The following is a 17181-nucleotide window of genomic DNA, read 5'->3' as shown; positions in this document are numbered from 1 at the left end:
AACTGAAACGTTGCACTACGCGGCACCCTTGGAAGAATTCAGCTTCTTGCTCCATGATGTCTTGAACGTGGACGCTGTGCTGTCTTGCCTTCCAGATTACTCCCATGTCGACAGCGAGACTATAGCGATGGTCCTCGAGGCTGGATCTGTTTTCGCAACCGAAAAACTCCTTCCGCTCAACCAGTCGGGCGATACGACTGGCTGTCGAGTCGATGGGGGAAGCGTTAGCGCTCCCCCGGGTTTTGCGAACGCATACCAGCGATTTCAGCAGATGGGTTGGCCTTCCTTAACAGTTCCCCGAAAAGCGGGAGGGCAGGGCTTCCCCTTGGTTGTCGGCGCGATGTTTGACGAAATCCTGAGCGCGACAAATATGGCCTTCAGCATATATGCGACTGTCAGAGAGGGGGTTCTGGATTGCATCGAAACGTTCGGAAATGAGCAGGTTCGAGCGATGTTCTCGGCGCCACTTGCGAGCGGGCAGTGGTTAGGCACTATGTGTCTTACCGAGGCCGATGCCGGTAGCGACCTTTCGTTGATAAGAACGACTGCTGAGGAACAGGCTGACGCCAGCTACCTGCTCACTGGATCCAAGATCTTCATTTCGAATGGAGATCATGACCTCAGTGAGAACATCGTGCATCTGGTACTGGCGCGGACGAAGGGCGCACCCCAAGGAACGGCGGGACTAAGTCTGTTTGTGGTGCCGAAGTTCAAGATTGGTGGAGAGGGCGCTCGAATTGGAGATTGGAATCGCGTCAGTGTGGCCAGCTTGGAGCATAAGCACGGAATTCGGGCCAATGCTACTTGTGGACTCGCATTTGACAGCGCCCAGGCCTTCCTTGTTGGGGAGTTGAATAGAGGTCTTCCGGCAATGTTCGTGTTGATGAACCGGGCGCGCTTGGCTGTCGGTGCCCAGTCGGTGGGCTTGGCGGATATCGCCTTCCAGAACGCCACGCGATACGCGAGAGAGCGCCGTCAGGGTCGGGCTCTTTCCGGACCGGTAGAGCCAGAAAAGGCTGCTGACTCGCTGATAAGTCATATTGGTGTCAAGCAGACCTTGTTGGCCCAAAAGGAGTTCGTCGAGGCAGGTCGATTGCTGGTCGCTTGGGCTGGATTGCTACTCGACGAGTCGCGGTTCCATCCGGACCCAGACCGGCGAGTCGCTAGCACGATGTTGGCGGAATTTCTCACGCCCGTAGTAAAGGCTTACTTGTCGGACCAGTCCGGGCAGCAGATTCGCGCTGCGATGCAGCTCCATGGTGGTTTCGGATACATATGCGAGACGGGCATGGAGCAACTGCTGCGCGATGCGGCCATCTGTCCGATTTATGAGGGAACAAATTACATCCAGTCGTTGGATCTTCTTGGTCGTAAAACGATCTTTGACCAGGGAAAACGTGTTGGTCTGCTGGCGAAAACCATCATCGCGCTTGCATCGCGTCTCGATAGTTGCTCAGAGCTACGTGAACTCTCAGCACCTTTGCGCGAGTACGTAGGCATCCTTAAGGAAGTATCCGAGCGCGTCACCGTCGAAGCCGTTTTCGATCGCAACACGGTTGGCCTGGTGGCACCCCTCTACCTTGAACTGGTGGGCGCTATCGTTTTCGCGTATCTATGGGCCTGGATGGCAGAGGCCGCAAACGGTGCTGCGCAGAAAATTCGATGGCATCAGGAAAAAATCGAGACGGCCGTCCACTATATGCGGCATTCGCAAGAGTCCGTTAGACACCTAGCCGCATTACTTCGAGTGCGGCTGGCATCGGCCACGTGGATTGGTGAGGCTCAATTTCTTGCGGAGTAGCTCAATGATTAGCTATGTTGCAGAATCGGATCCGGCTGCAGAAGCCCCGATTCCGGGCGGGTCGAATTCAATCGTAGATGCGATTAGCGCCAGCGCTCAGCGAGCGCCTAATGCCGTGGCCGTTAGTTCTATGGGTGCTGTGCTGACTTACAGTGAGCTAGAGGCCAAAAGTAAGGCACTCGCGGCTTGGCTGCGACATAAGAATCTGCCTGCTGGCGCGTGCATTGCAGTCGCCCTCCCGAATGTGATGGCGTATCCAGTCGCCCTCCTGGGGGTATTGAGAGCTGGGATGACGGCGGTCTGCATGAACCCCTTGTATACCTCGCAGGAAATCTCCCAAATCCTTTCCGACAGCGGTGCATCTGCCGCAATTGTGTTTGGCCCATTGGCGGGAAATTTCGAGGCCGGCCTGAAGAAGAATGACATTCGCGTCGCCTTGGTAGTCGAAGCAGGAGATCATCTCGGGTGGCGACGGTTGATCGTCAATGCCGTATCAAAGCGGCAACCAGGATTCCGCCCATTTCGGCTTACGCTCGGGGCATGTTGGCGAGATGTGGTCAACGCGCAGCATAGACACGCTGAGAGTCACACAGCAGAGCTCAATGCAAATGCCACCGCAGTGATGTTATATAGCGGTGGCACGACCGGGGTTCCGAAAGGAGCTCCGCTTACCCACGACGCGCTGATGTTTGGCGTGAACCAGCAGCGTGGCACGTTATCAGAGCATCTAATCGGTATGGATGAGAAGCGGTACAACGTGCTGCTGGCAATCCCTTTGTATCACGTCCTGGGCATCGGAAATCTGTTCTTTGCTTTAGCAATCGGGGGAAGAGCAACGCTGGTGATGAATCCACGACGACGCGAGGACATAGTTAAGGAGTGGCGGCGGCATGCTGTGACCAGTTTCCCCGCGGTCAATACCCTATTCAACGCGCTCCTGGCTCATAAGAGCTTTGCTTCAGTAGACTTCTCCACGTTACGCCTCTGTATCGGCGCGGGTATGCCGGTTGCTGAATCGACGTCACGACGCTGGCATGAACTTACCGGCCGCCACATTACGGAAGCGTACGGAATGACGGAGACTGGCCTCATAGCGTGCAATCCCCCCGGGGAATCGCGATGTGGGTCCGTCGGTCTCCCTGTCCTGGGCGTTGAACTGTCGCTGCGAGACGATGATGGTCTGGAAATACCCCACGGTCCCGGAGAGATCTACGTTCGAAGTCGTGCGACGATCCGTGAGTACTGGAACAACCCTAAGGAAAATGCCACAGCCTTCTCGGAAGACGGTTTTTTTCGGACCGGTGACATCGCAACACGAGATGCTGACGGGTATCTAAAAATCGTAGACCGGAAGAAGGAGATGATCATTTCTTCCGGTTTTAAGGTATTTCCCTCCGAAGTGGAGTGCGTAATCAACTCTCACCCTGGTGTTGAGGAATCCGCCGTGATAGCGCGATCGGACAAACATGCGGGAGAGGTGCCTGTGGCATACGTGGTAAAGCGAGACCCGTCGTTGGATGAAGGCCAACTACGGGGCTTCTGCGAAGGAAAGCTCGCGAACTACAAACGCCCTCGCTACATTGAGTTCGTTGAGGATTTGCCGAAAAGCGGCGTTGGCAAAATTCTGCGCAAGGACTTGGTGCTGCGGGAGGTCGAAATTGAGCGCGCATGACGATCTTCATACTCGGACTTGCGCTGTCACCATCACCGCAGCAGATGGCTTCCCACTCGGAGGAATGCGATATGAGCCGTCTGGACCTGTTCGCGGGCGGTTCGTCCTAGGCGGAGCCACCGGAGTTGGACAGCGATATTACCGAAGGTTCGCCCTGCATGCGGCTGCGAAGGGATTCGCTACGCTGACCTTCGACTACCGAGGGATAGGTGCGTCGCGACGGGGCTCACTCAAGGGCTTCGAAGCGACCTATCTGGATTGGGGACGTCTAGATCTCGGTGCCGCAGTCGAAAGCATGAGAACCGCTCACACAGCTCTGTTCCTCATCGGGCATTCGTTTGGGGGACAAGCTGTAGGTCTGCTGCCAAATCATGACGCCCTTGCAGGAGCGTATTGCTTTGGTGTTGGTGCGGGATGGAGCGGTTGGATGCCAAAAAGCGAAGCATGGAAGGTGTGGCTGCAGTGGAACGTAGTACTGCCGTCACTTGTCGCTCTGAAAGGATACATGCCGTGGAGCTTGCTCGGTATGGGCGAGGACTTACCGTTCGGTGTGTACCGCCAATGGCGTCGCTGGTGTGGCTATCCACACTACTTCTTCGATGATCCAGCTATGACTCATATTTCCGACGTCTACGCGAAGGTTGGCCTGCCGCTTGTCGCTGCGAATGCGGTTGATGATCCTTGGGCCTCGCCCAAGTCACGTGATGCGTTTGTAAGAGCCTTCACCGGGGCTGACGTCAACCGCCTGGACCTGCATCCTTGGGAACCTGGCAAAGCGATAGGGCATATGGGCTATTTTCGTGCGGATGCAACCCCTCTGTGGGACAAGCTTCTCCAATGGGTCGAACAACAGCTCGCCGATCGTGCCGAAACGGGCACTCAAAGATTCCCAGCTCTAGCCGGAATCGCCTCAAACGATGGGAGATCAATCGTATGACAATAGTCACCTTAACGACCCCTAAGGATCGGCTTACTCTCGAACAGCGTCGGGCGCTGGCGCTTTTGCTGACAGACGCTGTTCTAGTACCCGAAGTTGGTCAGAATCATCCTGCGGCCCGCATCGGCTTCCAGGTCCACTTTGTTGAGTTGGACGCCGAGAGGATGGCGATTGGCGGAAAGCTGCTTGTGGATGCTCCGAAGGACGTCATGACGGTAGATGTCACGGTTATGGAGGCTGCGTGGCCGCTAGCCGTCCGCAAGCGTGTCATTGAGGGTATCCTTCGCGCTCTAGCGGAGGTGTGCGGTTTGGATTTTCCTGCGCCGACGTGGTGGGTGAACTTTCGGGTTATCGATGACGGCAGTTGGGGCTCAAGAGGCCGCGTGCTCCATATTGCTGATCTTCTCGATTCTGGAGTCTTTACAGAAGAGCGCATTGTCGAAATCAGGGATGCGCTTCGTATCCGGCGTCTGGCGGGGCTAGCAGACGGCAATCCAAATGTGGAAGTATCTGCCGCTTTGGGGGGCGCAACGGAGGCGCCGGATGCAGTGCCTCGGGAATCCGGCGCGGAACTCTACGCTGAGCACGTCAAGCCGTGGCTAAAGTATTTTGGAGTGGTCGACGCGAGTGAGTTGGATCTAGGAACCCTAGACGTGATTCGTCAATGCATTGGCGATGGGGTGCAGCCGCCGTCGCGCGGCGCAGTTGGTTAGATTGCTCAGGGTAGTCTGCCGCAATGACAGCTGATTTCGGCCCGATGTTGGACGGGCCTTCCTGAAGGCCTGTCAACAATTCCGAGCGGGAAGTAGAAGAGCTATGCGCTCGCGAAGAAACTCGATGACGGAGCGGGTAGCCGGGGAAGGATATCGGCTAGGCAGTGTCAGAATATAAAGTGATTGCGGATCGGTGACAACACGGTAGTCTGGCAGAACCGGTTGTACCGTGGATCCGTGCGTTGCCGACTGGGATACGTAGGCAGGTAAGAGGCCGATTCCCAAGCCCTGAGACACCGCGTCTGCAAGCAATGGAAAGTCTGCGGATTCGAGGCTTGGCTGCAATGTCATTGTCACTTGATCTGCAGCGTTGTTACGATGGATCAGGCGAAGGGGAATTTTCCGACCAGGGTACGGCCGAGCAACTATTGATCGTTCGGCGAGCTCGCTTGGATGCGAAACTGGACCATTTTTTCGAAGATAGTCGTCGGATGCAAAGAGCATCAGATCGATGGCGAAAACCTCGCGAGCAACGTAGTCCAAGGGTGGAGTCTTCGTAATACGTAGAGCGATGTCTATCTGCGCGGCGATGAGATCCTGGACTTCGTTGTCGAACGTAATCGCTAGTGTGATGCCGGGGTGAGTCCGAGCGAACTCTAGCAAGAGTGGTCCTGCAAAGAATCGACCAAAACCCGTTGGAACGCTCACACGCACGTGCCCTTGCAGGGCTTTTCCGAGGTTCTCAATGGAAGCTCGAGTAGCTTGCAGTTCAACTAGTGTTCGATTCCCATACTCGTAGAGCATATGACCGGCCTGAGTAAGTGCCAGTCCCCGTGTGGATCGATGAAGGAGTTGGGCACCTGTTTGCTTCTCCAGTGCCTTGACTTGATGGCTAACGTTTGAACGGGTGACGTTAAGCTTCCGGGCGGCTGCACTCATACTGCCGCAGTCGACAATCTCCACAAATACCTCGATGAGATTCAGGTTCATTGCCTGCCGTACTTGTTGAAGCATTTCGACCTCCCTATGGCTCCGCGTCGACGCACGCTCCGACCTGTAGGAAGCCGGACCGCCTACCCGATCCCCTGAGCGGGGGAAATGGAAGGCGGTCAGATTGGGCCAAATGTCTCAAGATGTCCAAGACACGTGTTTTATACCCGGTATCGTGATGGTTTATAGCCGCTGAACCGGCCATAAATCCTGCTAACTCAGAAGATTTCGAACAGGCCAGCTGCTCCCATCCCGCCTGCGATACACATAGTGACGACGCCCCATTTTGCCTTGCGGCGCTGGCCTTCGAGAAGAATGTGGCCAGCCAGGCGAGCACCTGTCATACCAAAGGGATGTCCGATCGAGACCGCTCCCCCGTTTACGTTCAGGCGTTCGTCCGGAATCCTGAGCGCCTTCTGGCAGTAGATGGATTGGGAGGCGAACGCCTCATTTAGCTCCCAGAGATCAATGTCTTCGATCTGCAGCCCGAAGCGTTCAAGCAGCTTCGGTACAGCGAACACGGGGCCGATCCCCATCTCGTCGGGCTCGCAACCGGCCACCGCAAGTCCGCGGAACGCGCCAAGAGGCTGAAGGCCCAGGCGCTCAGCTTCTCTGGCTTCCATAAGCACGCACGCGCTGGCGCCGTCCGAGAGTTGCGACGCGTTGCCAGCCGTAACGAACTTCCCTTCGCCCTTAACTGGACTAAGCTTTGCAAGGGATTCATATGTCGTGCCTGGCCGGTTGCAGGTGTCTCGGTCTACTGTCACGACGCGTTCTGTGGTCTGTCCGGTCTCCTTGTCGGTTACGGCCATCGTTGTGGAAACGGAGACAATCTCATTTAGATAACGGCCAGATTCCTGGGCCTGGGCAGTCTTTCGCTGACTTTCTACGGAGAACCTATCTTGGTCCTCTCGGCTGATTCCATAGCGTTTCGCAACAACGTCGGCCGTATCGATCATCTCCATGTAAAGGTCCGGCTTGTGCTCGACAATCCAAGGATCCAAGCCTGACTTGCCATCATCGCGGGTACGAATGCCAGAAATGCTCTCCACGCCGCCGGCGATCATCGCTGGAGCGCCATCGACGACGATGCGTCCGGCCGCGATAGCGATGGCCTGGAGGCCGGACGCGCAGAATCGATTTACGGTGGTGCCGCCGATAGAAAGCGGCAACTGGGATCGAATCACCGTTTGGCGAGCGATGTTTCGACCTGTTGTTCCTTCGGGATACCCGCAACCTAGCACCATATCCTCGATGCGGGCCGGGTCCAGTCGTGATCGCTCTACAGCGGCGCGTACCGCGAAGCTGGCAAGTGTGGGTCCGGAAGTGATATTGAACTCGCCGCGATGTGCCTTTGTCAGGGGGGTGCGAGCTGTGGAAACAATAACCGCTTGACGCATGGTGTTCCTTGATTCGAGATGGGATTCGTGTGCCGTAACGCAACAAGAGTTTGTGCTAGACGAGGGGTTGTTCAGCTGACGACATCGACGTCCTTCATCAACGTTCGTCCGATGATCACTTGCTGAATCTGTGTCGTTCCCTCATATAGACGAAGAAGACGCACATCCCGGTAGATGCGCTCGATTGGAAACTCATTGATATAGCCCGAGCCCCCATGAATTTGGACGCCACGATCCGCAACTCTCCCGGCCATCTCTGTGGCGAACATCTTCGCGCTTGACGTCATAACCCGCATCGAAGGGTCGGGGCTGCCGGCCGGAAGCGCATCAAATCGTTTGGCGCAACTCTTTACAAGTGACCAGGCCGCAAGAAGCTCAGCTTGGCTATCGGCGAGCATGGCCTGAATCAGTTGGAACTGGCCAATCGGTTGTCCAAATTGCTTGCGCTCACGTGCATATGTGAGCGACTCGTCAAGGGCGCGCTTTGCCATGCCGCATCCCACTGCGGCCAGATGCAGTCGGGCTCTGTTGAGCACCTTCATTGCAGTCTTGAATCCTTGTCCAGGGATCCCACCGATAATGTTCTGTGCGGGGACTTGAACTTGGTCCAGAATGACGTCGCAAGTCTTTGTGCCCCGTTGGCCCATCTTCTTATCGGGATTCCCAAGCGAAAGACCCTTCGCGTCAGCTGGCACAATGAAGGCGGAAATCCCTTCGCCGCCTGAACCCCCGGTCCGGGCCATCAAGGTAAAGGCGTCAGCAAACGGCGCGTTGGAGATGAATCGCTTCGTGCCGCTGAGCAAGAAAGAGTCGCCGTCCGCCACCGCCTGGGTCTTCAGTGATGCAGCGTCTGTTCCGGCATCTGGTTCGGTTAACGCGAAGGCCATCAACAGCTCACCACTGGCCACCCTGGGAAGAATGGTTCGCTTCTGCTCTTCGGTGCCGTCCATCAGGATGCCTTGTGAGCCTATGCCGATATTGGTGCCAAAAACTCCGCGGAATGCTAGCGAGGTCTGGCCTATCTCATAGGCAACACGGCATTCTTGTGCCATGGACAGACCGAGACCTCCGTACTCCTCAGGGATGGAAAGGCCAAACAACCCAAGTTCTTTCATCTCTTGAACCACCTCGGGAGGAACTTGGTCGTGCTCTTCGACATATCGCTCGAGCGGAATGAGCCTGTGTTTTACGAATCGCTGCAGGGAGCTGAGAAACAGCTCGAACGATCCTGTGTCTACGCCTGGGTGGGACATAACGATCTCAATTAGTGTTGGCTGAAGGCTGCATCGCCGGTTGAAAGAACCCTGGGTGTGTGTCACCGGCGTGGAAGACAAGTCGAATCAGTCTGCTGAGACGCCTGCATTGCGGGCGACCTTTCCCCAACGTTGGTCGTCCTCGCGGAGGCGGCGCGCCGTTTCGGACGGCCCCGCATAGGCGACAATCGCTCCGACATTGAGCATCTGTGCTTTGATCGCGTCGCTCTTGAGAATTTCACGGACCTCTTTATCGAGGTGAGCGACGACTTGGGGAGAGATTTCCTTTGGACCCAGCAAAGCCCCCCAAGCCACGCTAGTGAAGCCGGGAACGCCTTGTTCTGCGATAGTCGGCGTATTCGGAAGGATGCTCACCCGCTGCGCCGTTCCTACGGCTACTGCGTGGAGTTTTCCGCTGCGGATATGAGGGAGTACAGCGACCATGTCTGCGTTTACCATATCGATTTGGCCGCCAAGCAAATCCATGACGGCTGGAGCGCCACCCTTGTAGCCAACGTGTTGCGCATTGAACTTCATGTGAGACTTAAGATCTTCGATTGCAAGCTGCCCGATGCTTCCGGTTCCGCCGCTGCCGAAGTTCAGGCCACCGGGTCGCGTTCCCGCCTTCTTAATTAGGTCGGGAAGTGTTCGAACGCCGGGTGAGTGGGTGGTGCTGACGGCTATTACGTTCGGCAAGTCGTAGACCGTGGATATGGGCGTCAGCTCGGTTGTCACGTCCAGGCGCACGTCCTTGTAGACGTGCTTGGCAAGAAGCATGGGAGTTGTGAACAGCAGGAAGGTGTTGCTGTCAGGCTTCGCTCTGCCGACTTCAGCAGCGGCGGTGGTGCCTGATGCTCCCGGCTTATTGGTCACCACGACAGGACGACCGAGTCGGTCCGCGAGAGCTTTTCCCAGAATGCGTGCCACGGTATCGGAAGACCCCCCGGCTGCGTATCCGACGATGATGTTGATCGGGCGAGCGGAAAGGTCATCAGCACGACCAACGGTGGCGAAACAACAAAGTGCGATTGCGACGAGGAAGTTTCTTTTTTTCATAATTGTCTCCATTTATTGGAAATATTGATATTTTTCTAAGAGGAAAGGTCAAGCAGAGAATTCTTCTCGACCCGGCAGCGACGGGTAGCCTTCCTCTGTGATCGCGGACTACTAGTTGTTGGGTATCAGTAGGGAACAGTGGCTGCAACCCGGTTGATTGCCGCCGACATTTCACTGGTAAGCTGGGAGACGATTCCCTTCAGTGGCTCTCGCTGCTCAACGAAGGCGAGCGCGTGGCCAGCGGACAGAATTCCCTGTTGCCAGTCACCGGTTACATAGGCGTTGCGTCCTACTTTTCCGGCGACATAAGGCATTAGCTCCTGGATGGTGATGTTGGGATTCTCGGACTCCATCGCCTTGACTGTCGCAGTCGTCTCGTTTCGAAGGGAGCGGACAGTGTTGCGCACAGACTGCATACAGAGGTCAGTATCTGTAGGTTGGGCTTCAATGAGGCGTTCCTTGTAGTTCGCGTGAGCCCAGATTTCGTCGGCAACCAAGAAGCGCGTACCTATTACGACGCCGGCCGCTCCCATGGCTAAGGCGGCCACGATCTGAGAGCCATGACCAACGCCGCCGCCGATGAGGTAGGGAATTTTTAGTTGCTTCGCTGCCCACGCGGCGTTGACGTAGGACCCAACCATATCGAGCCCGGGATGACCGCCACATTCGGCTCCGACAATTGATACGGCGTCGACGCCAGCATCGGCTGCCTTCACCGCATGCCGCACAGATGCCACCTTGTGCAAAACCTTTACGTGCGCATCTTTGAGCATCGGAAGAAATGCCTCTGGGCTACGGCCAGAAGTCTCGACTACCTTTACGCCTTCGTCGATGATTGCTTCGAAGACTTCTTGCGTCTTTTCGCCCGTGACGAGCTTCGGGAGCATTGAGACGTTGACACCAAACGGGCCGCCATCGCATAAGTCCCGGCAGCGTCGGATTTCATTCCTTAGTGCGTCGACGTCGGGAAGACTCGCAGCAGTAATGAAGCCGAGAATCCCTGCGCGCGAAGCGGCGGCGACGTAGTCGGCGTTTGCTAGCCACATAAGGCCACCGGCAACAATTGGCAGGTGCGTACCAAACAGCTCAGTAACGGCAGTCGAAAAGGGTCTGGTCATCATTGTTGTCATTCACGTTCAGATTTGGTGGAATCTTCCACGGGCTAGATCACACCGGCTACGCGAAGATCAGCGAGTTGGCTGTCTGGGATTCCAAGGAGCGACTTGAGAGTTTCTGAAGTGGCATTGCCCAATGGAGGGGGAGAGCGTCGAATTGGCATGCGCGCCCCATCAAATCTGTAGGGTGCGCAGAGAACTGGCGTAGTGCCTGCTTCGGGGTGATCCTGCGTGGTTACAAGTCCGGAGGTCTGGGCTCGCGCAGACGTGAGAGCACCGAGGAGAGTCGCTACCTCTCCGCATGGAATGCTGGCTCGATTCAGTCGTTCTAGTAGGTCGTTGCGCTTTCGCGTAGCAAGCGCCTTCCGAATCTCAGGAAGAAGTTGAGCTCGGTTCGCAGACCTTTTGAGGTTCGTGGCAAACCGATCATCTTCTGTGAGATCGGGGCGTTCGATGACTTCCCGGCAGAACCGCGTAAACTGGCTGTTATTGCCGACCGTAATCACCAGTGGTCCGTCTTCGGCGTCAAATACACCATAGGGGACGATTGATGGATGTGCATTGCCGCACCTCGCGGGATCCGTTCCGCTGACGAGCGCCTCCAAACCGTAGTACGCGGTAAGCGTCAACCCACAGTCAAATAGTGCCATTTCGACGTGACGCCCCGTGCCGGTACGGTTTCGTTCTACAAGCGCGGCGAGAACCGCCTGGGCGGCGAACATGCCGGTGAAAAGGTCAACCGCAGCTACTCCGAACTTGAGCGGAGGCTGATTCTCTTCGCCGTTCAAGGCCATCAAGCCGGCTTCCCCTTGAACCACGAGATCGTAGCCTGGTCGAGCTGCCTCAGGGCCGTTGCGGTCGTATCCTGAAATCGAGCAATAAATCAGGTCGGGTTGTGCATCGGAGAGCTGCTCGTAGCCAAGGCCAAGTTTTTCGGCCCCACCAAACTTGAAATTTTGGATGACTACGTCGGATTGCTTGACGAGCTCACGTGCAAGCCGCTGTCCCTCGGCGGATTGCAGATCCAAGGTCACCGACTGCTTGTTGCGGTTGACGCTGTTGAAGTATGCAGTTTGCGTTGTACCAACAGCCAACCCCCAATCTCGCGTGTCATCACCGCGGACGGGGTGTTCAATCTTAATAACCTCGGCGCCGAGGTCGCCTAGGACCATGGCACAAGTTGGGCCTGCCAGAATGCGCGAGAAATCCAAAACGCGGACGCCGGCCAGGGGAAGGTTCGAGCTGTCGTGTTGCATACTGATTGTTCCGATTTGGGGTTATTTCAGGATTGCGCTCGTGGTCAGCCCTCGATTTGCTGCGTTTGACTGCGTAAGCTGGAGAAATCCGGGCGTCGTTTTCCGAGAAATGCTGCAATCCCTTCGGCGGCTTCTCGATCCCCCAAAGACTCCACCATGTACTCCGCCTCTTGCTCGAGCTGCTGGGAGAACGAGTGCTCATGTGCAGTTCGGCATAGCTTCTTGATGCGCGCCATGGCACGTTGCGGTCCTGCTGCAATGCGCTCAGCCAAGGCGATTGCTTCGGGCAGGGCACTCTCTGCTTCTGCCAGGCGATTTACCGCGCCCAGCTCGTGTAGGCGTTCACCGGTAATGCTGCCTCCGGATAAGCACAACTCGGTCAGAATCTGGCGCGTTACAAGTTCGGCCAGGAGGGAAGTGGCCCCGCCGTCTGGAGTCAGGCCGACTTTGACGTAAGCCATCGTGAACGACGAATTCCGCGTAGCTACAAGCATGTCGCAGGCAAGGGCGAGTGAAAGGCCCGCACCCGCTGCGGCACCATCGACTGCAGCCACTACAGGTTTGCTGCAATTTCGAACGGAACGGATGAGGATGTGCAACCTCTCCATAGCCGAACGACGCTCGCCGGTCAGCATCTTCTGGCGTGTTGCGAGTTGATTGAGATCACCACCCGAGCAGAAGTTTCCACCGGCTCCGGTCAGGACAATGGCAGCGATATCAACCTTAGCCTCGGCGTCCGCGAGGGCCTCTGGTAGTGCTGCAAAGAACGCCGGCGTCAGGGCATTGCGGGCCGTCGGGTTGTTATTTGTTAGGACCAGGATTTGGCCTTCGCGCCTGGAGAGAAGTGGTTGGGTTTCCTGAATGGACATAGGATCTTGATATGACTGACGTCGTGAGGGGGTATTGCGTGTCTCCGGCCGCGACGTCCCTATACCCACGGTTGCAAGGATGCTTTTTTTTGGGACATCATCGGCCGTGGAGCGCGGAATAGGCTCGTAGGATTGCAATATCGCTAAGCAGTCGAGATATTCGGTCTTGTGGAGCGCAGCGGTTGCATTGCTAGGTGGCAACTGGCGGTCGACGTAGCTCAGCGACGTCCTTCTCGATGAACCTATTGTGAAAGGTGGAGAAGCTATTGCCAACGCCGCGAGGGCTCTACAGCCCGTCAAATTCCGTTCAACAATCGGTTGCCGTTGAGCTTCGATTCGGCGGTCAAATCGAGGCGCAATGGAAGACTTTCCACCGGACGGGTGGTTGGAATTGCCGGCGGCAGAGCCGGGAGCAGGTTGGTTTGGGCCCGTAGCCTAGATAAACGTAATCGCGCAGCTGAGAGATTGCGTCGTATCTAGAATTTGACCGGCACAGGGCGTGCCGTCAGAGCCCGAGGGGAGGAGGGTGGAGCGCGCGCCTCGGCGACCTAGGAGTGCTAGAGGGAGCCGCGCTGCAGGAGGATCAGTCTCTACTGCTTAAGGCCGTTGACGGCGTAGCGTGCAATCTCTGCGGCCATGACTTCGCGGTCCTTGCGAGTTTCGGACTTACGGGGCTGATACCACCGAGACGTCCAGTTCAAGGCGCCAAGCATTGCCTTGACAACAATTCTGACGTCCATCGCCCTAAACTCGCCATTGGCGACGCCTTGCTCCAACACTTGGAGATATAGTCGTTCGTTACTGTCGCGAAGAGTCGTGATCCGCTTCATTTCGGCTCGCTCTTCTTCGGTCGTGCGGCCACCAAGGTGCAGTTCCAGGCCTTGTGCGGCAACGCGGAGATAGTCGAGATGCTCCATCATTAGGAGCGAGTGAGCGATAGCCATTGCTTCCAGTCGCTCTCGTGCAGGCGCATCTGAGTTGGCCGCGGGCTCAATCGCAGCGCGGGTAAGTTCCATGGCCCGGCGCTGCACAGCAAAGAAGAGGATGGTCTTGCTACGAAAGTGATAGTAGATGATGCCCTTCGTGGCCCCGTAGCTGTCACTAATGTCGTCCAGCGAGGTGGCGGAAAAGCCCAGTTTCATGAACACCGATGCTGCTGCATCGAGGATCGCCAACTGTTTTTCATCGCCCTCTGGTGTTCCGATTTGACGCTTGCGCCCCATATCTCGTAGATGTTCGATTTACCCTAGTAGAAACGTGGCCGCGACGGGAATATGGCCGTGGCTACGTCCGTGAGGCATGCAACGATATCAGATTTCGGCCCCAGGGCACCCAGGTTAGAGCTTCGGGATGCCGAAGCGATCTACCAGCTTAGTTTCCCTTTCGATTTCTGTCTTCTGGAATGAGCGAAGCTCGTCAGCGTTTGCCGTGAACGCGCTGAAATTGTTCTGTTCCAGGTATTGGGTGGTTTCGGAGTCTTTGAAAGCGGACAGAAGCGTACCCTCTAACTTCGCGATGACGGCCTTTGGGGTCCCCTTGGGAGCGAAGACTCCCCACCACGCGACTTGGAAGAAGTCCTTGTAGCCCAACTCCTGTAGGGTCGGAACTTCGGGGTCAGTACCCATGCGTTTTTCGGAGGTCAGCGCCAGTATCCGAAGCTTTCCAGCTTTGATAAGTGGCAACGCGGCGCTGTATTCTGCAATTGCAAAATCCACCTGTTTTCCTGCCAGGTCGGTCAGAACTGGGCTGCTGCCCTTGTATGAGATGGCGTTTGCCTTTGCGCCGACGAGGGATAGGAGCCATTCTGTCGCAATGTTGTATGTAGCACTGCCGCTTCCATAGTTCAGCTTGCCGGGTCGTTTTTTGGCATCTCCAAACAGATCGGCTGCTGTTTTGTATGGCGATCCGGCTGGTACGTACAATCCCATCGGCGAGTATGCGAGTCGGGCAACTGGCTCAAAATCACGAAGCGGGTTGTAGGGGAGCTTGTCGTACAGGGCAACGTTTGTTGTGACCGGCCCATTGGCAGCCCAGAGGAGTGTGTAGCCGTCTGGAGGTGCGTTGACAACAGTTTGGGCAGCGATGATCGCGTTGCCGCCTGGCTTGTTCTCGATAACGACTGGCTTTCCAAGCGCTGATTCCATTCGCTTTGCCGCATACCGCGCAACCGTGTCCGTGCCCGATCCAGGGGGATATGGCACTACTAGCTTGATGGGCTTATCCGGAAATTGACCTTGCGCGATCGCTGTAGAGGCTACCAGTGAAAAGCCGACCAGCGCTGCCATCGTCACATACTGCTTCATGCTTGTCTCCTGTTTGAATGCTTGTATATGTCACTGTTCTGTCTTGCTGGGATGTAGAGCGACCCGGCCTATCACTTTGCGCTCGGTGAGCGCGGCTAGCGCGGTTTGAAAGTCGGAGAGTGGGTAAGTCGCATAGGTTTCGGGGCAAAGCTGTCCAGAAGCCGCCCACTGCAGCATTTCCCTGAATCCGTCTCGCACTTGCTGCACCATATGTGGTGGTGGAGGCTGCTTTCCCCAACCCATGTAGTAGCCCCAGTAGATGCCAATCACGGAGATGTTCTTGACGAGTACGATGTTTGCGGGAATCTGGGGGATCGTGCCTCCCGCAAATCCCATTGGAATGATGCGACCATCGGGCGCTATGCACCGGAGGGACTCATCGAACGTTGGCCCGCCGACTGGGTCAAAAATTACGTCAGCCCCTCGTTGTCCCGTATCCCGGAGTACTGCATCGCGAAACGACTCGTCGCGATAGTTGATTGCGACATCCGCACCGTGGCGGCGGGCTGCCTCCAGCTTGGCAGTGTCGCCAGCGGTCGCGATTACGCGGGCGCCGAGCATTTTTCCGATCTCAACGGCGGCGAGCCCGCTTCCGCCAGCGGCTCCATGAACCAGTAGGGTCTCGCCCGGTTGCAAATTGGCCCGCCATTTCAATGCGCCATAGGCCGTGGCATAGATGGTGGGAAATTGCACAGCCTTGTCGAAGTCAACCTCGTCGGGGAGTGCAAAGACGGTAGCTTCCGGCGCCACCACTTCCTCGGAGAACCCGCCAATACGGACACCGGCGACGACACGGTCACCAGGTTTGAATAGGGAGGTCCCTTCACCGCATTCTGAGACGATCCCAGCGACCTCGGTACCTGGGGTGAATGGTGGCTCCCACCGATTCTGATGCTTGCCTTCGAGTACCAGAAGGTTGGCAAAACTCACGCCACAAGAATGAACGCGGATTCGAACGCCGTCCGGCCGCATGGGAGGAGATACGATTTCAGCAACGTGTGTGTGCTCAAGCCCGTACTCGCGGCAGACGACGGCCTTCATGCTACGGCTCCGTGACGTCCGCTGCCGGCAGAGAATCGAGCGGCACCCGCCTTTGCTTCGATTCTTTTTGCCTGCTCCGCGAGTTCCGCTTCGAGTGCCAAGGCGTCGTGTATTCCATGGCCTTCCTGTTTATAGACGGATTCGCGATCGGAATTCATTGCAATTTGAGGGAAGGTCGCCATGGTGGCAGCGAGGCTTTCGGCTGCGTCTCTGGCACTTCCGTCGGGCACAACCCGCGTGGCAAGTCCCATCTGCATGGCTTCTCGTGCGGTAACCATCCGTGCCGTCAACAACATGTCCAAGGCTTGGCTCGTTCCAATCAGGCGCGGGAGACGTACTGTCGTGCCATCACTCATTGGTACGCCCCACCGGCGCGACAGGACGGCAAAGGATGCAGACTCCTCCGCTACCCGAATGTCACACCAAAGTGCAAGTCCAAGGCCCCCTGCACACGCATGGCCTGCAATCGCGGCAATGACAGGCTTGCGGGCAGGCTTTGAAAGTGGTCCGTCGACGCCCGCCCACGCGTCATACTCAACGCCGCTGGCAAGTTCTTTGAGGTCGGCTCCAGCGCAGAACGATCCGCCGGCGCCCCAAAGCACGGCGACACGTGCGCTATCGTCACGCTCAAAAGCTTGGAGGGCTTCGCCGAGAGCGGTTGTGGCTTCACGGTCGAGCGCATTTCTGACCGCAGGGCGATTGATGATGATGGTCGTAACGGCGCCGTTCTTCTCAATGAGAATCTTCTCGGTCATAGCTGCAGTTCCAAAAGATT

Annotated in this window: 15 protein-coding genes; 4 read left to right on the top strand and 11 right to left on the bottom strand. The window is 56.7% G+C overall.

All coding sequences use genetic code 11. The annotated features are described in order from the left end of the window. Nucleotides 1-28: 28 nt before the first annotated feature. The 4 genes from A9J21_RS12625 (at nucleotide 29) to A9J21_RS31935 (ending at nucleotide 5123) form a co-directional block, all read left to right on the top strand. Nucleotides 29-1801, top strand: a complete 1773-nt coding sequence (locus tag A9J21_RS12625; protein WP_197497497.1) for an acyl-CoA dehydrogenase — start codon at nucleotides 29-31, stop codon at nucleotides 1799-1801. Nucleotides 1802-1805: 4 nt separating this feature from the next. After that, nucleotides 1806-3473 (top strand): AMP-binding protein, encoded by a 1668-nt coding sequence (locus tag A9J21_RS12620; protein WP_082926386.1) that lies wholly within the window; start codon nucleotides 1806-1808, stop codon nucleotides 3471-3473. A gap of 64 nt (nucleotides 3474-3537) precedes the next feature. After that, entirely contained in the window at nucleotides 3538-4410 is an 873-nt protein-coding gene (locus A9J21_RS30945; protein WP_082926385.1) for a serine aminopeptidase domain-containing protein, read from the top strand. Next, nucleotides 4407-5123, top strand: coding sequence for a hypothetical protein (locus A9J21_RS31935; protein ID WP_066736024.1), 717 nt, complete (start codon nucleotides 4407-4409; stop codon nucleotides 5121-5123). The genes A9J21_RS30945 and A9J21_RS31935 overlap by 4 nt, the downstream gene beginning before the upstream one ends. Before the next feature lie 72 nt (nucleotides 5124-5195). Here the strand turns inward: A9J21_RS31935 and A9J21_RS30935 are convergent, their stop codons facing one another. The 11 genes from A9J21_RS30935 to A9J21_RS12560 form a co-directional block, all read right to left on the bottom strand. After that, entirely contained in the window at nucleotides 5196-6137 is a 942-nt protein-coding gene (locus A9J21_RS30935) for a LysR family transcriptional regulator (RefSeq protein WP_231906901.1), read from the bottom strand. A 194-nt stretch (nucleotides 6138-6331) separates the two neighbouring features. Beyond that, nucleotides 6332-7513, bottom strand: coding sequence for an acetyl-CoA C-acyltransferase (locus A9J21_RS12605; protein ID WP_066736023.1), 1182 nt, complete (start codon nucleotides 7511-7513; stop codon nucleotides 6332-6334). Nucleotides 7514-7584: 71 nt separating this feature from the next. Continuing rightward, complete coding sequence (locus A9J21_RS12600; protein ID WP_066736022.1) at nucleotides 7585-8766, bottom strand: acyl-CoA dehydrogenase family protein; 1182 nt, start codon at nucleotides 8764-8766, stop codon at nucleotides 7585-7587. 87 nt (nucleotides 8767-8853) lie between these two features. Further along, the gene (locus A9J21_RS12595; protein WP_197497496.1) at nucleotides 8854-9822 is read right to left on the bottom strand and encodes a tripartite tricarboxylate transporter substrate binding protein; all 969 of its coding nucleotides are present in this window, start codon (nucleotides 9820-9822) and stop codon (nucleotides 8854-8856) included. Between the two features lie 125 nt (nucleotides 9823-9947). Beyond that, a complete protein-coding gene (locus A9J21_RS12590; RefSeq protein WP_066736020.1) occupies nucleotides 9948-10943 on the bottom strand; it encodes a nitronate monooxygenase family protein in 996 nt (331 codons plus the stop codon). A 41-nt stretch (nucleotides 10944-10984) separates the two neighbouring features. Further along, the gene (locus A9J21_RS12585) at nucleotides 10985-12193 is read right to left on the bottom strand and encodes a CaiB/BaiF CoA-transferase family protein (RefSeq protein ID WP_066736018.1); all 1209 of its coding nucleotides are present in this window, start codon (nucleotides 12191-12193) and stop codon (nucleotides 10985-10987) included. 44 nt (nucleotides 12194-12237) lie between these two features. After that, on the bottom strand, nucleotides 12238-13062 hold the full coding sequence (locus A9J21_RS12580) for an oxepin-CoA hydrolase, alternative type (protein ID WP_066736016.1): 825 nt from the start codon (nucleotides 13060-13062) through the stop codon (nucleotides 12238-12240). Nucleotides 13063-13652: 590 nt separating this feature from the next. Beyond that, nucleotides 13653-14285 (bottom strand): TetR/AcrR family transcriptional regulator, encoded by a 633-nt coding sequence (locus A9J21_RS12575; protein ID WP_066736013.1) that lies wholly within the window; start codon nucleotides 14283-14285, stop codon nucleotides 13653-13655. A gap of 114 nt (nucleotides 14286-14399) precedes the next feature. Next, on the bottom strand, nucleotides 14400-15365 hold the full coding sequence (locus A9J21_RS12570; RefSeq protein ID WP_066736012.1) for a tripartite tricarboxylate transporter substrate binding protein: 966 nt from the start codon (nucleotides 15363-15365) through the stop codon (nucleotides 14400-14402). A gap of 30 nt (nucleotides 15366-15395) precedes the next feature. After that, on the bottom strand, nucleotides 15396-16406 hold the full coding sequence (locus A9J21_RS12565; protein ID WP_066736011.1) for an NADPH:quinone oxidoreductase family protein: 1011 nt from the start codon (nucleotides 16404-16406) through the stop codon (nucleotides 15396-15398). Next, the gene (locus A9J21_RS12560; protein ID WP_066736010.1) at nucleotides 16403-17161 is read right to left on the bottom strand and encodes a crotonase/enoyl-CoA hydratase family protein; all 759 of its coding nucleotides are present in this window, start codon (nucleotides 17159-17161) and stop codon (nucleotides 16403-16405) included. Before A9J21_RS12560 ends, A9J21_RS12565 begins: the two co-directional genes overlap by 4 nt. Nucleotides 17162-17181: the final 20 nt, after the last annotated feature.

It is taken from the genome of Cupriavidus sp. D384 (assembly GCF_001652915.1).
Taxonomy (GTDB): Bacteria; Pseudomonadota; Gammaproteobacteria; order Burkholderiales; family Burkholderiaceae; genus Cupriavidus.
This window is presented reverse-complemented; position numbering and strand designations above follow the sequence as displayed.

Excerpts from the sequence above, each read along its gene's own strand:
- A9J21_RS12620 (WP_082926386.1), top strand. The coding sequence starts at position 1,806 with ATGATTAGCTATGTTGCAGAATCGGATCCGGCTGCAGAAGCCCCGATT.
- A9J21_RS30945 (WP_082926385.1), top strand. The coding sequence starts at position 3,538 with ATGCGATATGAGCCGTCTGGACCTGTTCGCGGGCGGTTCGTCCTAGGC.
- A9J21_RS31935 (WP_066736024.1), top strand. The coding sequence starts at position 4,407 with ATGACAATAGTCACCTTAACGACCCCTAAGGATCGGCTTACTCTCGAA.
- A9J21_RS30935 (WP_231906901.1), bottom strand. The coding sequence starts at position 6,137 with ATGCTTCAACAAGTACGGCAGGCAATGAACCTGAATCTCATCGAGGTA.
- A9J21_RS12605 (WP_066736023.1), bottom strand. The coding sequence starts at position 7,513 with ATGCGTCAAGCGGTTATTGTTTCCACAGCTCGCACCCCCCTGACAAAG.
- A9J21_RS12600 (WP_066736022.1), bottom strand. The coding sequence starts at position 8,766 with ATGTCCCACCCAGGCGTAGACACAGGATCGTTCGAGCTGTTTCTCAGC.
- A9J21_RS12595 (WP_197497496.1), bottom strand. The coding sequence starts at position 9,822 with ATGAAAAAAAGAAACTTCCTCGTCGCAATCGCACTTTGTTGTTTCGCC.
- A9J21_RS12590 (WP_066736020.1), bottom strand. The coding sequence starts at position 10,943 with ATGATGACCAGACCCTTTTCGACTGCCGTTACTGAGCTGTTTGGTACG.
- A9J21_RS12585 (WP_066736018.1), bottom strand. The coding sequence starts at position 12,193 with ATGCAACACGACAGCTCGAACCTTCCCCTGGCCGGCGTCCGCGTTTTG.
- A9J21_RS12580 (WP_066736016.1), bottom strand. The coding sequence starts at position 13,062 with ATGTCCATTCAGGAAACCCAACCACTTCTCTCCAGGCGCGAAGGCCAA.
- A9J21_RS12575 (WP_066736013.1), bottom strand. The coding sequence starts at position 14,285 with ATGGGGCGCAAGCGTCAAATCGGAACACCAGAGGGCGATGAAAAACAG.
- A9J21_RS12570 (WP_066736012.1), bottom strand. The coding sequence starts at position 15,365 with ATGAAGCAGTATGTGACGATGGCAGCGCTGGTCGGCTTTTCACTGGTA.
- A9J21_RS12565 (WP_066736011.1), bottom strand. The coding sequence starts at position 16,406 with ATGAAGGCCGTCGTCTGCCGCGAGTACGGGCTTGAGCACACACACGTT.
- A9J21_RS12560 (WP_066736010.1), bottom strand. The coding sequence starts at position 17,161 with ATGACCGAGAAGATTCTCATTGAGAAGAACGGCGCCGTTACGACCATC.